Origin of the sequence: Aeromonas caviae, assembly GCF_000819785.1 — a bacterium.
Lineage (GTDB): Bacteria > Pseudomonadota > Gammaproteobacteria > Enterobacterales > Aeromonadaceae > Aeromonas > Aeromonas caviae.
This window is the reverse complement of sequence record NZ_CDBK01000015.1, coordinates 1-18061: the sequence shown is the minus strand read 5'-3', so window position 1 is coordinate 18061 and position 18061 is coordinate 1. Positions and strand designations below refer to the sequence as shown.

Sequence of the window (18061 nt, the reverse complement as noted above, 5' to 3'; positions counted from 1 at the left end):
CGCAAGCCCCGCTCAGGCGGGGCTTTTCGTTTGTCCCCTTGCCCGTGGAACCGTGATGGATCTCATTGCCCTCTCCCGCCTCGGCGGTCGCCACCTGGTGACCCTGCATCTGCTGCTCGACACCCGCAGTGTCACCCGCAGCGCCGAGCGCCTCTGCACCACCCCCTCCACCGTCAGCAAGACCCTCAACCAGTTGCGCGAACTGCTGGGGGATCAACTGCTCTACCGCCAGGGCAACCAGTTGCTGCTGACCCCGTTTGCCGAGCGCCTCGGCCCGACGCTGCGCCGCCTGCTGGGGGAGCTCAACGGCCTCACCAGCCAGGAAGGATTTGCCCCTGCCAACTGGCAGGGGGAGCTGAACCTGGCGATGCGGGAGAGCAGCATGATCTGGCCCATGGGAGCCGTACTGGGTCAGTTGATGCAGGAGGTGCCGGGGCTGATGCCCGTCGTGCGTAACAAGGACGAGCAGGGACTGGCTGCTCTGGCGGCGGGCAAGCTCGACTTCGTGATCCTGCCCCACGATCAGAGCCAGCCCGGGGTCAATCAGCCCGGCCTCGTCTGGGAAACCTTGCGGGAGGACGAGCTGGTCTGCCTGATGCGCGCGGATCATCCGGCGTTGACGCGCCCCTGGGATCTCGATGCCTACCTGAGCTGGCGCCATATCGCCATTCGCGATCAGGAGCTGGCCGACCCCTTCTTCGAGCAGAGTCTGGCCCAGCGCCAGGTACGGCGCAGACTGGGGGCCACCCTGCCCGATTTTGGCAGTGCCGCCGCCCTGCTGCGCCAGAGCGATCTCATTCTCACGGCCGTGAAGGGCTGGGCTACCCGGGCTTGTACCCAGGGGCTGGTGAGCCGCCCCGTTCCCTTCGATTACGGCGCCGTGACCCACAGCCTGGTGTGGTATGGCCCCCTGGGGGAAGATCCCGCCCTGCGCTGGTTCCGTCAGCGCATCCTGCAACTGGCCCGGGAGCTGGACGCCCCACAATGATGCCTGGCGGCAGGACTCAGGGCTTCTTGGTGTAGATGGGGCCTGGGAAAGAGGTGACGTTGTTGCCCAGTTCGGTGATGCGGGCGGCCCCCTGCTTGCGCACCTGATCGACCCGCAGCACGTGGTGCATGGGAATAAGGGTGCGGGTGACGTCGGCAAATTCGCTCTTCAGCTTCTCGTGGCTGGGGTCGACGATGAGCGCCGTGTGGGTGTCCCACACGAAGTGGGCGATCTCGATGAAGCCGAACAGCTGGCCCTGATTCACCTCTCTTACATAGACTTCGTAACGCTCGCTGTGACAAATGAACTGCACTCGATAAAGGGCGTTGGATTCACTCATGGGTATCTGTTGGTGATGGACGGTTTACCCATTCTAGCCGTCCCCTCGGACAGCCCCTATAGACAGAGTTCACAGTTGCGTCATATCGGGTCTCAGCATCCCGACGTGCCGCAGAGCTCAGATCGCAGGCAGCATCACGGCCCCAAACCCCTTGTCCTTCAATGCGTTGGCAAGCACTGTCAGGTCAGCCGACCCGGCTTCTGGCCATGACAGCGCCTCCCCTCGCACCCCGTGGTGGCGAAAACCGTTGAGGCGGATGGGTACGGGTCCCAGCGACAGCAAGAAGGTCGTCAACGCCTCCTGCAGCGCGCCGGTGGCATCGAGAAAATCGCTCCGCCCCGGCACCAGCAACAGCCGCACCTCCGCCAGCTTGCCCGCCTGCGCCAGCAGTTGCAGCGACGCCAGCACCCGCTCGCGGCCCCGCCCGGTCAGGGCCAGATGCACAGGCTCGCGCCACCCCTTGAGGTCTATCATGGCGCCGTCCAGCACCGGCAGCAGCCGCTGCCAACCCGTTTCCCCCAGGGATCCATTGCTGTCGAGCAGGCAGGTGAGACGGGCCAGATCCGGCGCAGCCTTGATGGCCGTGAACAGGGCGATCACGAAGGGCAGCTGGATGGTAGCTTCCCCGCCAGAGACGGTGACGCCGGTGAGCAGCGGGCCATAGCGACGCAGCAGGGCCAGCACCTCTGCCACCGACATCTGGCGCGTCTTGGGGCTGGCGTGGCGAGGGCAGACATCGAGGCAACGGTCGCAGTGGGTACAGAGCTCGGCTTGCCAGCTCACCCGCCCCTCCTGCATCGCCAGGGCTCCGCCCGGGCAACCGGGCACGCAGTCACCGCAGTGATCGCACAACCCCATGGCGTGGGGGTTGTGGCAGCCGGGGCAGCGGAAGTTGCAGCCCTGTAAAAACAGCACCAGCCGGTTGCCGGGGCCGTCCACGCAGGAGAAGGGCAGCCAGCGGCTCACCGTCGCCCTGAGCTCGGCCCCCTTCTGCCTGCCGTTCTCAGTGCTCATTCAAGAGGGTCTCGATAGCCACCACCCGCGGTGCCCGCTGGCGGATCCCGGTCAGCTCGCTCGCCTCGGCGCCGAGGCTGGTGGTCTGCAGCCGCGAGCCTTCTGCCGCGAAGCGGGCCACGTCGCTCTTGCGGATCATGTAGCCGGTCACCCGAACCAGATCGCTGTCGGCCACGTTGGCGGTGAACTCGCGCATGCCGATGGCGAGCGCCCCCTTGCAGAGCTGCAGCAGCGCCTGCGGATTCTGGCGGATGGTGGGCTCCAGAGTCAGGATCTCGCTGATCCCCGAGTGGTAGTAGCCGTGGTGCGGCGCCAGCGCCAGCACATGGCTGGCCGGATCCGGCTCCTGCCCGTAGGGAATGCGTACCCCCGGGGTCACCGCCACATCGATGCTGAGGCCGCCCTGTGAGTGCAGCAGAGCGTGCCCACCCCAGGCATGGGCCTGCGGCGTCGCAGTAACATATTCCGAAAGCTGGGCCGAGATGCGATAGCCAAGCTGGTTCGCCTCTTCGTCGTGACCGTAGCGGCCCGGCAGATTCTCTTTATCCATCAGGATGTTGACCGCTTCCGCCATGCCGTAGATGCCGAACATGGGGACGAAGCGCTCCTCATCCAGCAGCCCCTCCTTGATCAGGAAGCTATCGAAGAAACCGGACTCCTCGTGCAGGAAGGCGGCGCGCACCGCGATCAGCTGGGACGTGAGGCGGCAGTAGTGGGGCAGCAGACAACCGAGGAAGTCATCGATCCCCTGTGCCTGCTCGGCGACCCGCTTGAGGGAGATGCGCACCAGGGTGTTGGCACCACCGGCCTGCGGCAGGGAGTTGTAGCAGCTGACGATGCCAAAACCACGCTGGTCGAAGGTATCGCGATGGATCGGGTAGTTGGCGATGTGCGGCTTGCTGCACTCGGCGATATTCTTCACCGCCAGCAGCAGCAGATCGTCGGGAGTCTGCTCCGGATCGTGGAAGAAGGTGAGGTTGGGGGCCACCTGCTTGAGCTCGTTGTCGATGCGCAGGATCAGGCGGCAGATCCGGTTGTCATCGGGGCCGATGTTGACGTGCATGAAGGCGTCCGGCAGCACCCGGTCCAGATAGATCCAGAACCCTTTCAGCTTGCGGTAGAGAGTCTCGTCATCCAGCTCGTCGACAAAGGGGAGCAGCAGGTGATCGAGCCGTCCCAGCCAGACCGGCATGCCGGTGACGGAAGGAACGTGGTGATAGAGGATGCGCAGGGCATCGAGCGCTTCATCGAAATCCCGCGGCGCTGCCAGCTCCAGCCAGGCTGAGCCCTGGGTCAGGAACTTCTCGTAGTCCGGCAGCACATAGCGCGGCTTGTAGGGGGCGTGCCCCTCGAACATGTCGCACAGCATCCCTTGTGCCATTGCATCCTGCACGGCGGCAGGCAACTCGGGGTAAGGCAACGCGTTTTCGGCGGCGAGCGCCAGGGCCCGATTCTTCTGGGCCGGTGAGAGCAGAGGGTCGCGCACGATGCGCTGGCAGGTTTCGGTGAAGGACATGGTTCACTCCGTGGCGGGTGGAGCCAAAATCCTCACACTTGAGAGGCCTTTTTTGAAGTGACATTCCCAACAAGGCGGATATCCCATCAAGACATCCGCCATGCCGGATCACGGCACGCCCTTCACCAGGGCCAGAACAGGGCCACGCCCCCCAGCCAGCGCAGCAGGAAGAAGGCCCCCATGCCGACGACCACCACCACCAGGGTAGGCAGGCGCAGCAAGGTCAACACCGTCACCAGCAGGGTGGCGGCCAGGTAGTCCGGATCCCAGTCCAGCCCGTGGCCGGGCTCATAGCTGAAGACGATGGGCAGCCAGATGGCGGTCAGCACCGACTGGGCCGAGAAGCTGAGGAAAGCCCCCATCTCGGCCCCCGGCTGATAGCGGGTCAACCGCGAGAAGAAGGCAAAACGGTTGAAGAAAGTGATCAGGGCCAGCAGCCCTATCATCAGCCAGCCCATGATCACCTCCTCATCCGGTGCAGCACATAGCCCACCACCATGCCGGCCAGGGCCGAGACGATGATGTGGATCTCCGCCAGCAGCGGCTTGGTGACGAGCGCCGTCCCGCCGCTCACCAGGGTGGCCGCCACCATGGGCAGGTTCTTCATGGCGGGGAGCGTCATGGCGATAAAGGTGGCGGCGATGGCAAAATCCAGCCCCATCTTGTCCAGCCCGTCAATGTACTGGCCGGCGGCGATGCCGAGCAGGGTCGCCAGGTTCCAGAACAGATAGAAGACAAAGCCCGCGATGAGCGCATAGGCGGGATTGAAGGCGCCGCTGCGCTCCCTCTCTTTCAGCGCCACCGCAAACATCTCGTCGGTCAGGAAGAAGGCGAGACTGGCCCGCCAGCGCAGGGAGAGCGGCAGCACGTCTCGGCGGAAGGTGAAGCCATAGAGCAGATGCTGGGAGGTGATCACTATGGTGGAGCCCATGATGGGCAGCAGCGGCGTCCCCGCCCCGAACAGGGTGGTGGCCGAGAGCTGGGCCGCCCCCGCATAGACCAGCAGCGACATCAGCTGTGCCTGGAGCGGGCTCATACCCGCCTGAAGCGCCAGGGCGCCACACAGTATTCCCCAAGGGATGACGGAAATGGAGAGCGGGAGCATATCCAGGGTGGCACGCCACCAGAGCGCCCCCGTGCGCTCGGGCGCAGGGAGGCGGGTTTCCAACATCATGGGATCATCCTTGTCACAGCCAATGCGAACCGGAAAAACTAGCACGGCGCAGGAGGCTGTGTCACGTCATGGTCTGCGACAAATGCAACGCCCGCATGAGAGCGGGCGTTGGCAGGCGGGATCAGGGCTCGATGATGATGGGGGTGCCTGGCTCGATGGCGTTCCAGATCTCGTCCATCTCGTGGTTCAGCACCGCAATGCAGCCATTGGTCCAGTTGGACGGCTGCACCCTGCGATCCCCCAGGCTGTTGCGCTGGCCGTGGATCATGATCATGCCGCCCGGGTTCACACCCAGCTCGTTGGCGCGCTTGATGTCGTCCAGATTCGGGTAGTTGATGTGAATGGCCTTGTAGAAACCGGAGTTGCTCTTCTTGTAGTCCAGGGTATAGCGACCTTCCGGGGTACGCTGATCCCCCTCACGCTGCTTGTGTCCTTTGGGAGCCGGGCCCAGGGCAATCCAGTAGCGCTTCACTTCCTTGCCATCCTTCATCAGGGTCAGGCTGTAACTCGACTTCTTCACCACCACCATATCGGCGGACAGAGTGGCAAAACTCAACGCGGGCCACAGCCCCAGCAAACACAGCAATACGGCTCTCACTATCCATCCCTCTGCGAGCCTTCTGGGCTCTCTTGTTAGCAAATCATCTGAATGTCGCCACTCTCTGGTGGCGAGCGAGCGCCATGATATGGGATCGCCGTGAATACTCAATATATCGGGAAAAACATATCTGTGGCCAGCAGGGGGAAATGGCCGTCAACCCGCCATGCAGAGGCCCTGCCAAGGGCTGGGCGTCGTCTCTTGCCTGCAACCAGGCACCTCAACGCAGGTCATCAAGGCCTGGAAGATGGCGCAGGAAGAAAAACCAGCGGGCAGCGCCGCCGCCAGGGACACTCAAGCCTGTCCACCCGCCAATCCCCGGCTGGCACCATGGGGTCAGCCCATCTCAACGCACAAAAAAGAGCCCCTTATGGGGCTCTTTTGACGGTGCGATACCGGGCTCAGGTCAGGGTCACTGGTTCGGCGGCCTCAAGGCGCCGGATCCAGGCCTCGAACTCTGCCAGCATGCGCGCCTCGGACTCGCTGTTGTCGGCGATGAGCTCGGCCCCGTGCACCACCCGGATATGGGCGTCGAGGGGCGTCCCCTCCCCTGCCGGTGGGCGCTGCCGCGCCGCCGCCATGCACGTCTGTGCCTGTTGCCACGCCTCGGCGGCACTCCGGTTGCACGCCTCTGCCAGCGGCACCGCACTGAAACCCTCGCCGGTGAGGCTCTGCAGCGTCTCGTCATGGGTCATGCCGTTGCCCGGTCCCCAGTAGTGGGCGGCCAGATCCGGTCCGATGCGCGGGTTGTCGGTGAGGTAGCCGTCGCGTTTCAAGAAGTAGGCGCGGGTCTGCTCCACTGCCATCAGCGCCAGCAGATAGCCGTGATAGGCGCAGGCCGACTCCTGGTTCAGAAGGTGCGGGATGGCCAGCAGCGGGCGCGGGCTCTCCACCCCCAGGATCTTGCGCTCCCACTTGCGGGCCAGGGCCAGCACGGCGGCCGGGGTGCGCTCGCTCTCTGCCATGGCGTAGAGATCCCGCTCGAAGTAGGCCACCAGCGCAATCTGGCGCTCGTTGAAGGCGCGAAATGGCTGGCGCGCTTCAATCATGGCCTGGATAAGCGCATCGGGGATGGGTTCTCCCGCCGCGTTTCTGGCATAGCGCTTGAGCCAGTCCGCATCGTCCAGCAGGCTGTCGCAGAACATGGACTGGGTCTCGGCATAGGCCATGGAGGTGGGCGGGAACTCCTGGGAGAAGCAGGGGGCGTTGCCGGTGACGTTGGCAAAGTGCGCCGCGTGGCCGCCCTCGTGGAACAGGGTGTTGAGCCCGCTCCAGCCGCTGCCCACCTGAGCCGGATTGGCCAGGCTGGTGAAGTTGACCACCGCCGGCACCCACTCCCCCTCCTGCCAGAAGCTCGGCACCGGGCCGTGGCAGAAGCCGTTCTCGTATTTTCCCTCCCGGGTCAGCAGATCCAGGGTGAGGGTGGCACCGCGATACTGGATGCCAAGGCGGCGGAAGCTCTCGACCCAATCCTTCAGCGCCCGGGAGAAGGGCACGTAAGGGTCGAGCTGGCGGGTCACGTCACCGCTCACGCTGTAGCGCAGGTTCTGGGGCAGCAGGGCTGCTTCCCCCTTGGCCGCTTTCAGCTCCGCCAGACTCTGGTGCAAGCGGGCATCGGTACGGGCGATGAAGTCGTCAAGAATGGCAAACAGCTGCTCCGGGCTCATCTGCTCGTTCTTGTGCACCTTGTAATCGAAGTAGTCGCGATAGCCCATGGCACGGGCGAAGCGGTTGCGCAGCGCGACGATGTCAAGATAGCCGTTGTCGACCACCCACTGCTCCAGGGTGTGGAACATGGCGAGCGCGCTCTGGCGCACCGCCTCGTCGCTGCTGGCGGCCAGCGCCGTGCTGGCGGCGGGCAGACTGCCGGGCACCTGGCGGCCCTGCTCATCCAGCAAGGTCAGCTTCAGCCCCTTGCGACGGGCGAAGAGATCCGCCTCGGCGGCCACCAGCTCGTCCATCAGGGCGGAGGCAGCGGGATCTTCGATGACGTTGCACTCGAAGAAGGCGATCCAGCCCCCCAGGCCGCGCCTGAGATCCGCCTCTTCGGCCTGGGCATGCATCTCCCGCAGCACGGGCAGGCGGGCAGGATCGGCACAGAACGCCTTGTAGGCCTGTTCGGCCGCGGTGAAGCCTGCCTGATCGTCGCTGGTGCCCATGTAGGTGGACCAGAACAGGTCCTCCTTGCGTCTGTGCACCTGCAGGTAATCGGCATTGAGCTGGTTGAGATAATTCCTGGCAATGGAACTCATAACTTCCCTCTTGTTATGGGGCAACCACGGGGGCGCCCACTCCTTTTTGGTGAAATGCCAACCCATTCACACTTCTTGCAAATGGAGCAGACAAATTGTGCGCCGGGATGCGCGCCATCACGCTATCAAAAGCGAGGGTTTCTGTCTGCTGGCTATACTGGTTGTCAAACTGCTCAATTGGCTGTTTTTCATCGCAACCCATTGAAAGTTAATGGAATGTTAAAAACAACAATAATCAGGTCCGGCCGCTAGAACGGCCACAATCAGACCCGCATGGGAAAGTAAGGATAAGACTATGTTCAAGCTCGGTGATATTGCCGTGAGTCGCAAACTGATGCTGCTGCTCTCACTGGCCCTGGTCGGCTTCATCGCACTGCTGCTCATCTCGGCCAGTGCCCTGCACCGCAATCTGATGAGTGAACGGGAAGCCAGGCTGCAGGCGGTGCTGGACCTGGCCATGAGCCGGATCCAGGCCCTGGCCGCCACCCTCCCCCCGGAGCAGGCCAAGGCACAGGCCAAGGCCATGCTCGACAGCATGCGCTTTGACGGGGACAACTACCTGTTCGTGCTGGATGAAGATCGTCGGGTGGTGGTGCATCCCGCCAAACCCGAGCTGGTCGGCCAGCAGATGGGCAACAACCCTGCCGAGTCCCACTGGCAGCACATGGTGGATCTCGGCAAGGGCGGCCACCAGGGCAGGCTGGAGTATCAGTGGGTCTCCCCGTCCGGCGAGGCGGCCCAGAAGATGTCGCTGGTGACGGGCTACCAGCCCTGGGGCTGGATCCTGGGCTCCGGTGTGTTGTTGCAGGACATTGAGGCCACCATGTGGTCCCAATATGAGTGGATGGGTGGCGCCACCTTGCTGGTGATCCTGTTGATGGGGCTGCTGGGAATCGCCATCAGCCGCTCCATCGTCAATCCCCTGGCCGAGATCAACAAGGCCATGGCCCGGGTCGCGGCCGGCGATCTGGTGGTCAGCATCCCGGTGCTGGGCAGGGATGAGCTCGGCGCCGTCGCCAGCTCCACCAACCAGGGGCTGGATGCCATCCGCCGCGCCCTGCTGGAGGCGAGCCAGGGGGCCCGCAACGTGGCGGATGCCGCCCTGCGCATCGCCGCCTCCGCCGAACAGACCAACCAGGCGGTCAACAGTCAGCGGGATCAGCTCGCCCAGCTCGCCACCGCCATGAACGAGATGAGCGCCACCATCGCCGACGTGGCGGGTCACGCAGAGAATACGGCCCGCGACACCCAGGATGCCACCAGCGAGGCCGGGCTCGGCAACCAGGATGTCCATGCCAGCGTGCACGGCATCCAGGCGCTGGCCACCGAGGTGGATCAGGCCACCTCGCAGGTCAACCAGCTCAAGGAGGGAGTGATGCAGATAAGCGAGGTGACTGCAGTCATCAGCGCCATCTCGGAGCAGACCAACCTGCTGGCCCTCAACGCCGCCATCGAGGCGGCCCGGGCCGGCGAGCAGGGCCGTGGCTTCGCCGTGGTGGCCGACGAGGTGCGCCAGCTGGCCAGTCGCACCCGCCACTCCACCGAGGAGATCCAGAGTACCATCACCCAGTTGCAGCAACGGGCTGTCACCGCCGCCAACGCCATGGACGCCAGCCGCAAGCTGGCGGAGAGCAGCGTCAACCAGTCCGAGAAGGCGGGGCAGGATCTCTCCCTCATCGTCAATCACATCCAGCACGTGAGTGACATGGCGACCCAGATCGCCACGGCGGCGGAGCAGCAGAGCATGGTGGCGGAAGACATGAACCGCAACGTCAGCGGCATCAACGACTCGGCGCTAGAGATGTCCCAGGCGGCCTCCCAGCTGGCCCAGGAGAGCGAACTGCTGGCCGGTCTCTCCCGAAGCCTCGACGAGCGACTGGCGGTGTTCAAGCTGGACAACGCCCAAGCCCAGGACAGGATGATGCGACCGACCCAGGCGTCCTCTTCCCGAGCAGGCATGCAACCCCGCCACTGAGTGGCCCCGTGAGCCCCTGCCAGGCTTGCAGGTGCCCCTTCCTGTCATGGCCACGGGAGCCTCTCCCGGGCCACCCTCTCGCACTGAACCAGCGCGCAGATCCCGAGGGAGCGATCTGCCGCTGATGCGCTGCTCCGATGAGATGGCACTGTCAATTTTTACACTTAATTTTTTAACAAAATATAGTCATGATGAGTGGTCGCCACAGGCGGCACCATGATCCTTTCTGTAGTCATTTGGCAAACTGGTTGAAAGGCCAGGACGCAAAGCCTCCGGTCTAAAGACAAGCTGTCCAGGATAGCGGGGTTGCAGCACCGTGTTTCGGGGAACTCCCCTGCCAACGTGACTGCCCACATCACCGAACAGAGGAATGTATGGCAGCAAATATCCGACTCACCCATCTCGCGGCAGCGCTGGCGCTGCTGGCCAGTGGCGGCGTACTCGCTCACGGCTACATCAGCCAGCCCGAAGGGCGCAACTACCTGTGCAAGACAGGGGGCAACAGCCAGTGTGGCGCCATCCAGTGGGAACCCCAGAGCCTGGAAGCCCCCTCCGGCTTCCCCGATGGCGGCCCCGCCGACGGCCAGATAGCCTCGGCCGGTCACCCCCAATTCGGCGAGCTCAACACCCAGACCCTCGATCGCTGGACCAAGCGTGAGGTGCAGGCCGGTCCCTTCGCCATCAGCTGGACCTTCACTGCCAACCACGTGACCCGCAACTGGCGCTACTACCTCACCAAGCAGGACTGGAACCCGAACCAGCCCCTCACCCGGGATGCGTTCGATCTCAATCCCTTCTGCGTCATCGAGGGCAACATGGTGCAGCCCCCCAAACAGGTGACCCATCAGTGCACCCTGCCCCCGCGTACAGGTTATCAGGTCATTCTCGGGGTGTGGGAGGTAGGAGATACCGCCAACAGCTTCTACAACCTGATCGACGCCCGGTTCAAGGATGGCACCCAGCCACCGCTGACCTGGAGCCAGGGAGGGACCATCTACCCCTCCATCGACCTGGTGGCGGGTGACAAAGCCAGAACCCGGGTGTTCGATGCCAATGGCGAGCGCACCGATCTCCAGACCGAGCTGATTATCGCCAGCGCCGGGCAGGGCCAGAAGAACAACTGGGCCCACGCCCTGGCGAGCAAGATCAACGCCGAGCAGAGCCAGATCCGTGCAGGCCAGCAAGGTACAGACGGCCAGTTCAACCCCGTCTATGGCCAGAACCCGGTCTACCTCAAGGCTGGCAGCAACCTGCAACGGGTCGAGATCCAGCTTGAGCAACAGCAGCCCCCGGTTGAGAACGGGATCAGCGTGAGCGGTCTGGCGAGCGACTACCCCCTCGACAACGGCAAGCTCACCCTGACTTTCACCGTCACGGCCCAGGGGGATCTCGCCATCACCAACACCCTCTATGACCACGGCGGTGTCGCCAGGGGACAGAGCAGTGCCGACATCAAGGACGGCAGCCAGAGTTTCTCCATGGCGCTGACCGGCTTGAGTGCGGGCCACCATCAGCTGGTGATCGAGGGCAAACCCAAGGCCGGTGGTGACGCGGTGCAGCAGACCCTGGACCTCATGTTCAAGGATCCGGCAAGCGGGGGCGATTACCAGTTCACCTTCCCGGACGGCCTCAAGTCCTACACCGCCGGAACCCGGGTGCTGCAGCCGAAAAACGGCAAGGTCTATCAGTGCAAACCCTTCCCCTACAGCGGCTGGTGCAGCCAGTGGGCGAGCACGGCCACCCAGTATGAACCGGGCGTAGGCTCCCACTGGCAGGAGGCCTGGACAGCGCAGTGATGGGACGTCTCCGACCTGGCGAGAACCCGCTCGGCGTTTCCCGTGCCAGATCAGGTCAACATCAAACAAACGGGGAGCCCATGGCTCCCCGTTTTTCATCCACCCCTCGGTTCAAATCTGGTAATCGAGCAGGGGCTCGTTGCTCATGGCGCGGGCCTGGATCTCCGCCAGCGCCAGCTCGGGGTTGCAGAGCTGGATGAACTGCCAGGCAAAGTTGTGCTGGAACTGCCCCTGCTTGAGGCCGATCCAGGCGGTGTGCGGCGCAAACAACCGACTGCCGTCCAGTTGCACCAGTCCCTTGTCCCGCTGGGAATCGAACGCCATGTCCGCCAGTATGCCCACCCCCATCTCCAACTCGACATAGGTCTTGATGACGTCGGAGTCCTGGGCGGTCAGCAGGATCTGCGGCACTATGCCCGCCTCGGCAAAGGCATCATCCACCCGTGCCCGACCGGTGAGGCCGGCCTGATAGGTGACGATGGGCCAGTGGGCCAGAGCGGCCAGGGTCAGCTCCCGCTCGGCGGTGAGGGGGTGCTGCTCCGGCACGACGATATTGTGGTGCCAGCGGTAGTAGGGAAAGGCCACCACCCCTTCGCTCTTGTCGAGCTGCTCGCTGCTGATGCCGATGTCCACCTCGCCGGTCTGCACCAACCGCACTATCTCCTCCGGGCTCCCCTGACGCAGCTCCAGCTGTACCAGGGGAAATTGCTCCCGAAACGCCTTCACTACCCTCGGCAGGGCATAACGGGCCTGGGTATGAGTGGTCGCGATGAGCAGCCGGCCCGAGTCGCGATTGGCAAAGGTGCTCGCCAGTTTGCGGATGTTGTCGGCATCCCCCAGGATACGCTCGGCGATCACCAGCAACTCCTTGCCCGGCTCGGTCATACCGAGCAGACGCTTGCCATAGCGAATGAAAAGGGCGAGCCCCAGCTCCTCCTCCAACTCGCGAATGTGGCGGCTGACCCCGGACTGGGAAGTAAAGAGGGCATTGGCCACGTCGGTCAGATTGTAATCCCGTCGTGCCGCCTCCCGAATGATTCGCAATTGCTGAAAGTTCACCTCATCGCCTCCTGCGCTGAGTGGCGGTGGCTCGTGCCACCGTCCTCTTGTTATGGATTGCCGGGATCATAGCCCGGCAGCAAGCCTGAAAGAGGGCCGCACCTCGCGGCTTGCCCTCAGATCTGGTAGTCGGGATAGAGCTGTGCCTGCCTGGCCACCAGGCGTACCCCCTGGCCGGGAGCAAAAGCCCGGGCGGCCTCCTTGCTCAGTTCGGCCTCGTAGTGGGCGCCTCCCGTCTCCCCATCGCCACGCAATTCCACCCGGATGCGCGGCCCCATGGGCAGCAGGCGGGTAATGGTGGCGCGAATGCCACCGGGGGCATCCGAGGGCAGGATCTCCAGCTCGTGGGGGCGCACATAGGCAATGGCCGCACTCCCTTCTGCCAGATGGGAGGGGATGGGGCCACCCAGTTGCTGTTCACCGATGCCGAGCCCCTGCCCGGCCACCCTGCCACGAAACAGGTTTACGCTGCCAAGGAAGCTGTGCACGAAGGCACTGGCGGGCTGATCATACACTTCGGCAGGGGTGCCAATCTGCTCTACCTTGCCGGCGTTCATCAGCACCACCCGATCCGCCACCTCCAGGGCCTCTTCCTGATCGTGGGTCACGAACAGACTGGTGACATGCAGCTCGTCGTGAAGCTCACGCAGCCAGCGGCGCAGCTCCTTGCGCACCTGGGCATCGAGGGCGCCGAAAGGCTCGTCCAGCAGCAGCACCTTGGGCTGCACCGCCAGGGCCCGGGCCAGGGCGACCCGCTGGCGCTGACCACCGGAGAGCTGGGTCGGGTAGCGTGCCGCGACGTGGCTGAGCTGCACCAGATCCAGCAGCTCCTTGACCCGGGTGCGGATGGCCGCCTCGTCCGGGCGTTCGCTGCGCGGCTTGACCCTCAGGCCAAAGGCCACGTTCTCGAATACCGTCATGTGGCGAAACAGGGCGTAGTGCTGGAACACGAAGCCAACGTTGCGCTCGCGCACATGGAGATCCGAGGCATCCTCGCCGCGGATGATGACGCTGCCACTGTCCGCCTGCTCCAGCCCGGCGATGATCCGCAGCAAGGTGGTCTTGCCGCAGCCGGAGGGGCCGAGCAGGGCGACCAGCTCACCGTCGTGAAAATCGAGGTTGATGTCGGCCAGCGCCGCGTACTGATTGAAATGCTTGTTGAGCCCTTGAACCTGAATGCTCATGAATGCCTCTCCTATAACCGTTAATTCGGGATCAATGGGACTGGGTCGGTTGGCCGCGCAGCCTGGCCAGCAGGGTCTCACCCAGCAGGGTGAAGATCCCGAACAGCGCCAGCAGGCTGGCCACCGCGAAGGCGGCACCGGTCTGGTACTCGTTGTAAAGGATCTCGATGTGCAGCGGCAGCGTGTTGGTCTGGCCGCGAATGTGGCCGGAAACCACGGAGACAGCGCCAAACTCCCCCACCGCCCGGGCGGTACAGAGCAGCAGGCCATACATCAGGCTCCAGCGAATGCCGGGCAGGGTCACCCGCCAGAACATCTGCAACCCGCTCGCCCCCAGCATGATGGCGGCCTCCTCTTCCTCCGGGCCCCGCGCCTCCATCTGGGGCAGCAGCTCGCGTACCACGAAGGGCACAGTGATGAAGGTGGTCGCCAGGATGATCCCCGGGGTAGCGAAAATGATCTTGATGTCGTGCTCGCTGAGCCACTCGCCGAACCAGCCGCGACTGCCGAACAGCAGCACGAACATCAAGCCCGCGATGACCGGCGAGACCGAGAACGGCAGATCGATGAGGGTGATAAGCAGTTGCCGGCCAGGGAAGCGGAACCGGGCGATGGCCCAGGCGGCGGCCAGCCCGAACAGCAGGTTCAGGGGCACCGAGCAGAGCGTCACCAGGGCGGTCAGCCCCAGGGCGCTCAGGGCATCCGGCTCGCTGATGGCGTGCCAGAAGAAGGCCAGACCCGGGCTCAGCGCCTGGATGAAGACGGTGGCCAGCGGCAACAGCAGCAAGGCGGCAAACCAGCCCAGACCGACGGTGACCAGCAGCCATTTGACCCAGACCGGTTCATGGGTCACCGGGGGATGACGCGCCGGGGTGGCCGGAGCGGACTCCTGGGCCTGATCGAGATGTGCAGTAGAGGCGTTCATATACGGCTTCCTCCGATGCGAGCCCAGCTCCAGGCTTGCAACTTGTTGATGAGCAACAGCAGCACAAAGGAAATGAGCAACATGACGGACGCAATGGCCGATGCACCGGCGTAGTCATACTCCTCCAGGTGACTCATGATCATCAGGGGGGCAATCTCGGACACCATGGGGAGGTTGCCGGCAATGAAGATGACAGAGCCGTACTCCCCCACGCCGCGAGCAAACGCCAGGGCAAAACCGGTGAGCAGCGCAGGTACCAGGGTCGGCCACAGTACCCGGATGAAGGTCTGCCAGCGGTTGGCACCCAGGCTCGCGGCCGCCTCCTCTTGCTCGCTCTCCGCTTCCCGCAGCACCGGCTGCAGGGTCCGCACCACAAAGGGCAGCCCGATAAAGGTCAGGGCAATGACTACCCCTATGGGGTTGTAGGCAAGCTCGATGCCCAGCGGAGCGACCCATTGGCCAATCCAGCCGTTGGGGGCAAAGATGGCGCACAGGGCGATGCCGGAGACGGCAGTCGGCATGGCAAAGGGCAGGTCGATCAGTGTATCCACCAGTCTGCGGCCGGGGAAGGTATAGCGCACCAGTACCCAGGCCAGTATCAGACCGAACAGACTGTTGAGCAGGGCGGCAATGAAGGCGGCGCCAAAGCTCAGGCGAAAGGAGGCGAGCACCCGGGGGGAGCCGATCACCTGCCAGAACTCGGCGGCGCTCAGGTTGTTCACCGCAAACAGCACCAGTGCCGAGAGCGGCAGCAGCACCAGTATGCCCAGATAGAGCAGACTGAAGCCCAGCGTTGTCCCCAGGCCTGGCAGGACGGAATAAGAACTTAATCGCATAACACATCCGTTTGTTATAAATACTTTGGATGTGACGATTTTGCTCACGGCGGCCAGGGACAACAAACACCAATAACGCCTTTGCTAAGCACTTTTTTATCTAACAATGGTGGAACAAGGCTTTTAGAGCGATAAGCATAAAAAAAGGTCTTTTATATAAATAAAAGACCTAAAAGACGGAGCGGTAAAACCGGAACATGCAAAGTCAGTCACGCTGGCCAAGTTGCCAGCCTGTCTGGAAATCGTGCCGAGACAATCCGAGGCGCCCTCATCGAAAACTGAGTGCAGCCTGCTTGCCCCACTCGGCAGGAGCAGGCTCCACCACCATTTCGGCACGGCGGTATAGGGTGCCGAGCAAAGCGAGCCCCTGGTGCCACTCCCCATGGCCGGACTGGGCATTGATATGGCCCACCTCCCCCGCATCGAACAAGGGCACCTGCCACTGCCGGCTCCAGAACTCTGCCCGCTCGAAACTCATCCAGGGGTCATTGCGGCTGGCGATCAACTGGGCAGAGACCTTGATGGACCCCGCCAACACCTCATCCGGGATACCGAAACGGGCAGGATCGGCAGGGGCAACGATGAAGATGGAGGAGACCTTGTCTGGTTGCAGTCTGGCGGCAGCGATGGCCGTCAGAGCGCCGAAGGAGTGGGCGACCAGATGGACCCGGCTGCGCCGGCTCCTGAGCTTGCTCGCCAGCTTGGCGCTCCAGACCGTGAGATCCGGCTTGTCCCAGGGCAGACCCATCATTCTCTGCCACTGGGGAAATTGCTGGTGCCAGCGGCTCTGCCAGTGATCCGGCCCACTGTTGTGCAGACCGGGAACCAGAAGGATCTTGTTCATCGTGGTACTCCTATCTGTTGTCACAGGGGCCTGCGTCTCTTAGCGGCCCGGTTGGTAAATCTGGTCAAACGATCCGCCCTGGGCGAAGTGCTTCTTCTGTGCCTTGTCCCAATCTCCTTCCAGATCCTTGACAGTGAAGAGCGTCAGGTTGGGGAACTGGGCCGCTGTCTCCTTCAGGATCGCCGGATTGCTCGGACGATAGTGGTATTTGGCGATGATGCGCTGCCCTTCGTCAGAGTAGAGATACTCGAGGTAAGCCTTGGAGACGGCCTCGGTACCATGCTTCTTGGCTACCTTGTCCACCACGGCTACCGGCGGCTCGGCCAGGATGGAGACCGAGGGCACCACCAGTTCGAACTTGTCGCTGGTGCCCGGCTGATTGAGCACCAGCAACGCTTCATTTTCCCAGGCCAGCAACACATCCCCGAGCCCGCGTTCGATGAAGCTGGTGGTGGCGCCACGTGCCCCGGAGTCCAGCACCTTCACATTCTTGAACAGATCGCTGACAAACTGTTTGGCGCCCTCTTCAGTGCCGCTTTTCTTCAGGGCATAGCCCCAGGCAGCCAGATAATTCCAGCGCGCACCGCCGGAGGTCTTTGGGTTGGGGGTGATGATGGCGACATCCTTGCGCACCAGGTCGCCCCAATCCTTGATCTGCTTGGGATTCCCCTTGCGCACCAGGAAGACGATGGTGGAGGTATAGGGAGAGGCATTGTTGGCCAAACGCCCTTCCCAGTCGCTGGCGGTGAGACCTGCCTTGGCCACCGCATCCACGTCATAGGCCAGCGCCAGGGAGACCACGTCAGCCTCCAGTCCGTCCACCACGGCACGAGCCTGTTTGCCTGAGCCACCGTGTGACTGGCTCACCACCACATCGTCGCCGGTTTTGGCCTTCCACTCCTTGGCAAAGGCACTGTTGTACTCCTGGAACAGCTCCCGCGTCGGGTCATAGGAGACATTCAGCAGCCGCACCTCGGCGGCTTGGACCTGACCGAGAGCCAGCAGGGAGAGAGCGGTGAGAGCGGTCATTCGCAGTTTCATGGTGATACTCCATATCGTTGGGTTGAGTACAGCATGCCCGCTTATGCATATTCCATGAAGAAAGAAAAAGCGCTTTGCTTATCTCTTATCCGCATATGAGCTCCCGATGGTCCTCTCCAGACACGACAAAGCCCGGCCGATTGGCCAGGTTGGGAAAAGATGGAGGAGCAAAGGCAAACCAGAGCGAAGGGTAAGCCCTGGGTAAAGGGACAATGCCAGGCACGTAGGCACCACAGGGGGGAAGAGGCGTGTTGTCAGTAACAGGCGGCAGACCCGTCGGTTGCCTCTTGTTCCCAGAGCTCTTATCCAGACGCCAGAAAGCAAAAAGGCCTTCCCGTCAGGGAAGGCCTTTCAATTTAGTGGCGGAGCGGACGGGACTCGAACCCGCGACCCCCGGCGTGACAGGCCGGTATTCTAACCGACTGAACTACCGCTCCGCATTCGGTTAGCTTTCGCTAAATCATTTGCCGCTTCTTATGAGGTGTCATCCTCGCAGCCAGTCATGTGATTCTTCACATC

At 63.3% G+C, this 18061-nt stretch carries 16 protein-coding genes, 1 tRNA gene and 1 riboswitch; of the genes, 3 read left to right on the top strand and 14 right to left on the bottom strand.

Translation table 11 applies throughout. From position 1 onward, the window contains the following. The first annotated feature begins 55 nt into the window (after positions 1-55). A complete protein-coding gene (locus tag BN1120_RS02465; RefSeq protein ID WP_042014579.1) occupies positions 56-988 on the top strand; it encodes a LysR family transcriptional regulator in 933 nt (310 codons plus the stop codon). Between the two features lie 16 nt (positions 989-1004). On the opposite strand, the gene BN1120_RS02460 is transcribed toward BN1120_RS02465, so the two are convergent. From BN1120_RS02460 to BN1120_RS02430, 7 genes are all read right to left on the bottom strand, one after another. Next, positions 1005-1328: a DUF1820 family protein gene (locus BN1120_RS02460; protein WP_039039461.1), complete on the bottom strand. Its 324-nt coding sequence runs from the start codon at positions 1326-1328 to the stop codon at positions 1005-1007. Between the two features lie 117 nt (positions 1329-1445). Next, positions 1446-2294 (bottom strand): YjjW family glycine radical enzyme activase, encoded by an 849-nt coding sequence (locus BN1120_RS02455; protein ID WP_042014609.1) that lies wholly within the window; start codon positions 2292-2294, stop codon positions 1446-1448. 37 nt (positions 2295-2331) lie between these two features. Further along, positions 2332-3858: a YjjI family glycine radical enzyme gene (locus BN1120_RS02450; RefSeq protein WP_042014578.1), complete on the bottom strand. Its 1527-nt coding sequence runs from the start codon at positions 3856-3858 to the stop codon at positions 2332-2334. A gap of 122 nt (positions 3859-3980) precedes the next feature. After that, positions 3981-4316, bottom strand: coding sequence for an AzlD domain-containing protein (locus BN1120_RS02445; RefSeq protein WP_042014576.1), 336 nt, complete (start codon positions 4314-4316; stop codon positions 3981-3983). Between the two features lie 2 nt (positions 4317-4318). Beyond that, entirely contained in the window at positions 4319-5032 is a 714-nt protein-coding gene (locus BN1120_RS02440) for an AzlC family ABC transporter permease (protein WP_042014575.1), read from the bottom strand. Between the two features lie 121 nt (positions 5033-5153). Beyond that, positions 5154-5630, bottom strand: coding sequence for a L,D-transpeptidase family protein (locus BN1120_RS02435; RefSeq protein WP_029313677.1), 477 nt, complete (start codon positions 5628-5630; stop codon positions 5154-5156). Positions 5631-6031: 401 nt separating this feature from the next. Next, on the bottom strand, positions 6032-7882 hold the full coding sequence (locus tag BN1120_RS02430) for a M3 family metallopeptidase (protein WP_042014572.1): 1851 nt from the start codon (positions 7880-7882) through the stop codon (positions 6032-6034). A gap of 295 nt (positions 7883-8177) precedes the next feature. Here BN1120_RS02430 and BN1120_RS02425 point away from each other — a divergent pair, with 295 nt between their 5' ends. Beyond that, positions 8178-9857 carry a methyl-accepting chemotaxis protein gene (locus tag BN1120_RS02425; protein WP_042014570.1) on the top strand — a complete coding sequence of 560 codons (1680 nt, stop codon included), beginning with the start codon at positions 8178-8180 and terminating at the stop codon, positions 9855-9857. A 228-nt stretch (positions 9858-10085) separates the two neighbouring features. Further along, positions 10086-10171, top strand: a riboswitch (cyclic di-GMP riboswitch). A gap of 60 nt (positions 10172-10231) precedes the next feature. After that, positions 10232-11653, top strand: coding sequence for an N-acetylglucosamine-binding protein GbpA (gene gbpA / locus BN1120_RS02420; RefSeq protein WP_042014569.1), 1422 nt, complete (start codon positions 10232-10234; stop codon positions 11651-11653). Positions 11654-11764: 111 nt separating this feature from the next. On the opposite strand, the gene cbl is transcribed toward gbpA, so the two are convergent. From cbl to BN1120_RS02385, 7 genes are all read right to left on the bottom strand, one after another. Next, positions 11765-12712 carry an HTH-type transcriptional regulator Cbl gene (gene cbl / locus BN1120_RS02415; protein ID WP_010672828.1) on the bottom strand — a complete coding sequence of 316 codons (948 nt, stop codon included), beginning with the start codon at positions 12710-12712 and terminating at the stop codon, positions 11765-11767. 116 nt (positions 12713-12828) lie between these two features. Then, a complete protein-coding gene (locus BN1120_RS02410; RefSeq protein WP_010672827.1) occupies positions 12829-13896 on the bottom strand; it encodes a sulfate/molybdate ABC transporter ATP-binding protein in 1068 nt (355 codons plus the stop codon). 31 nt (positions 13897-13927) lie between these two features. After that, on the bottom strand, positions 13928-14821 hold the full coding sequence (gene cysW, locus BN1120_RS02405) for a sulfate ABC transporter permease subunit CysW (protein ID WP_010672826.1): 894 nt from the start codon (positions 14819-14821) through the stop codon (positions 13928-13930). Next, positions 14818-15657: a sulfate ABC transporter permease subunit CysT gene (gene cysT / locus BN1120_RS02400; RefSeq protein ID WP_042014567.1), complete on the bottom strand. Its 840-nt coding sequence runs from the start codon at positions 15655-15657 to the stop codon at positions 14818-14820. The genes cysW and cysT overlap by 4 nt, the downstream gene beginning before the upstream one ends. A gap of 268 nt (positions 15658-15925) precedes the next feature. Further along, a complete protein-coding gene (locus tag BN1120_RS02395) occupies positions 15926-16501 on the bottom strand; it encodes an RBBP9/YdeN family alpha/beta hydrolase (RefSeq protein WP_039039453.1) in 576 nt (191 codons plus the stop codon). Between the two features lie 39 nt (positions 16502-16540). Then, positions 16541-17542 carry a sulfate ABC transporter substrate-binding protein gene (locus BN1120_RS02390; protein WP_042014565.1) on the bottom strand — a complete coding sequence of 334 codons (1002 nt, stop codon included), beginning with the start codon at positions 17540-17542 and terminating at the stop codon, positions 16541-16543. A gap of 360 nt (positions 17543-17902) precedes the next feature. Then, positions 17903-17979: transfer RNA gene (locus BN1120_RS02385), tRNA-Asp, on the bottom strand. Positions 17980-18061 lie beyond the last annotated feature (82 nt).

Excerpts from the sequence above, each read along its gene's own strand:
- BN1120_RS02450 (WP_042014578.1), bottom strand. The coding sequence starts at position 3,858 with ATGTCCTTCACCGAAACCTGCCAGCGCATCGTGCGCGACCCTCTGCTC.
- BN1120_RS02465 (WP_042014579.1), top strand. The coding sequence starts at position 56 with ATGGATCTCATTGCCCTCTCCCGCCTCGGCGGTCGCCACCTGGTGACC.
- BN1120_RS02425 (WP_042014570.1), top strand. The coding sequence starts at position 8,178 with ATGTTCAAGCTCGGTGATATTGCCGTGAGTCGCAAACTGATGCTGCTG.
- BN1120_RS02430 (WP_042014572.1), bottom strand. The coding sequence starts at position 7,882 with ATGAGTTCCATTGCCAGGAATTATCTCAACCAGCTCAATGCCGATTAC.
- BN1120_RS02440 (WP_042014575.1), bottom strand. The coding sequence starts at position 5,032 with ATGATGTTGGAAACCCGCCTCCCTGCGCCCGAGCGCACGGGGGCGCTC.
- BN1120_RS02410 (WP_010672827.1), bottom strand. The coding sequence starts at position 13,896 with ATGAGCATTCAGGTTCAAGGGCTCAACAAGCATTTCAATCAGTACGCG.
- BN1120_RS02390 (WP_042014565.1), bottom strand. The coding sequence starts at position 17,542 with ATGAAACTGCGAATGACCGCTCTCACCGCTCTCTCCCTGCTGGCTCTC.
- BN1120_RS02445 (WP_042014576.1), bottom strand. The coding sequence starts at position 4,316 with ATGGGCTGGCTGATGATAGGGCTGCTGGCCCTGATCACTTTCTTCAAC.
- cysT (WP_042014567.1), bottom strand. The coding sequence starts at position 15,657 with ATGCGATTAAGTTCTTATTCCGTCCTGCCAGGCCTGGGGACAACGCTG.
- gbpA (WP_042014569.1), top strand. The coding sequence starts at position 10,232 with ATGGCAGCAAATATCCGACTCACCCATCTCGCGGCAGCGCTGGCGCTG.
- BN1120_RS02395 (WP_039039453.1), bottom strand. The coding sequence starts at position 16,501 with ATGAACAAGATCCTTCTGGTTCCCGGTCTGCACAACAGTGGGCCGGAT.
- BN1120_RS02460 (WP_039039461.1), bottom strand. The coding sequence starts at position 1,328 with ATGAGTGAATCCAACGCCCTTTATCGAGTGCAGTTCATTTGTCACAGC.
- cysW (WP_010672826.1), bottom strand. The coding sequence starts at position 14,821 with ATGAACGCCTCTACTGCACATCTCGATCAGGCCCAGGAGTCCGCTCCG.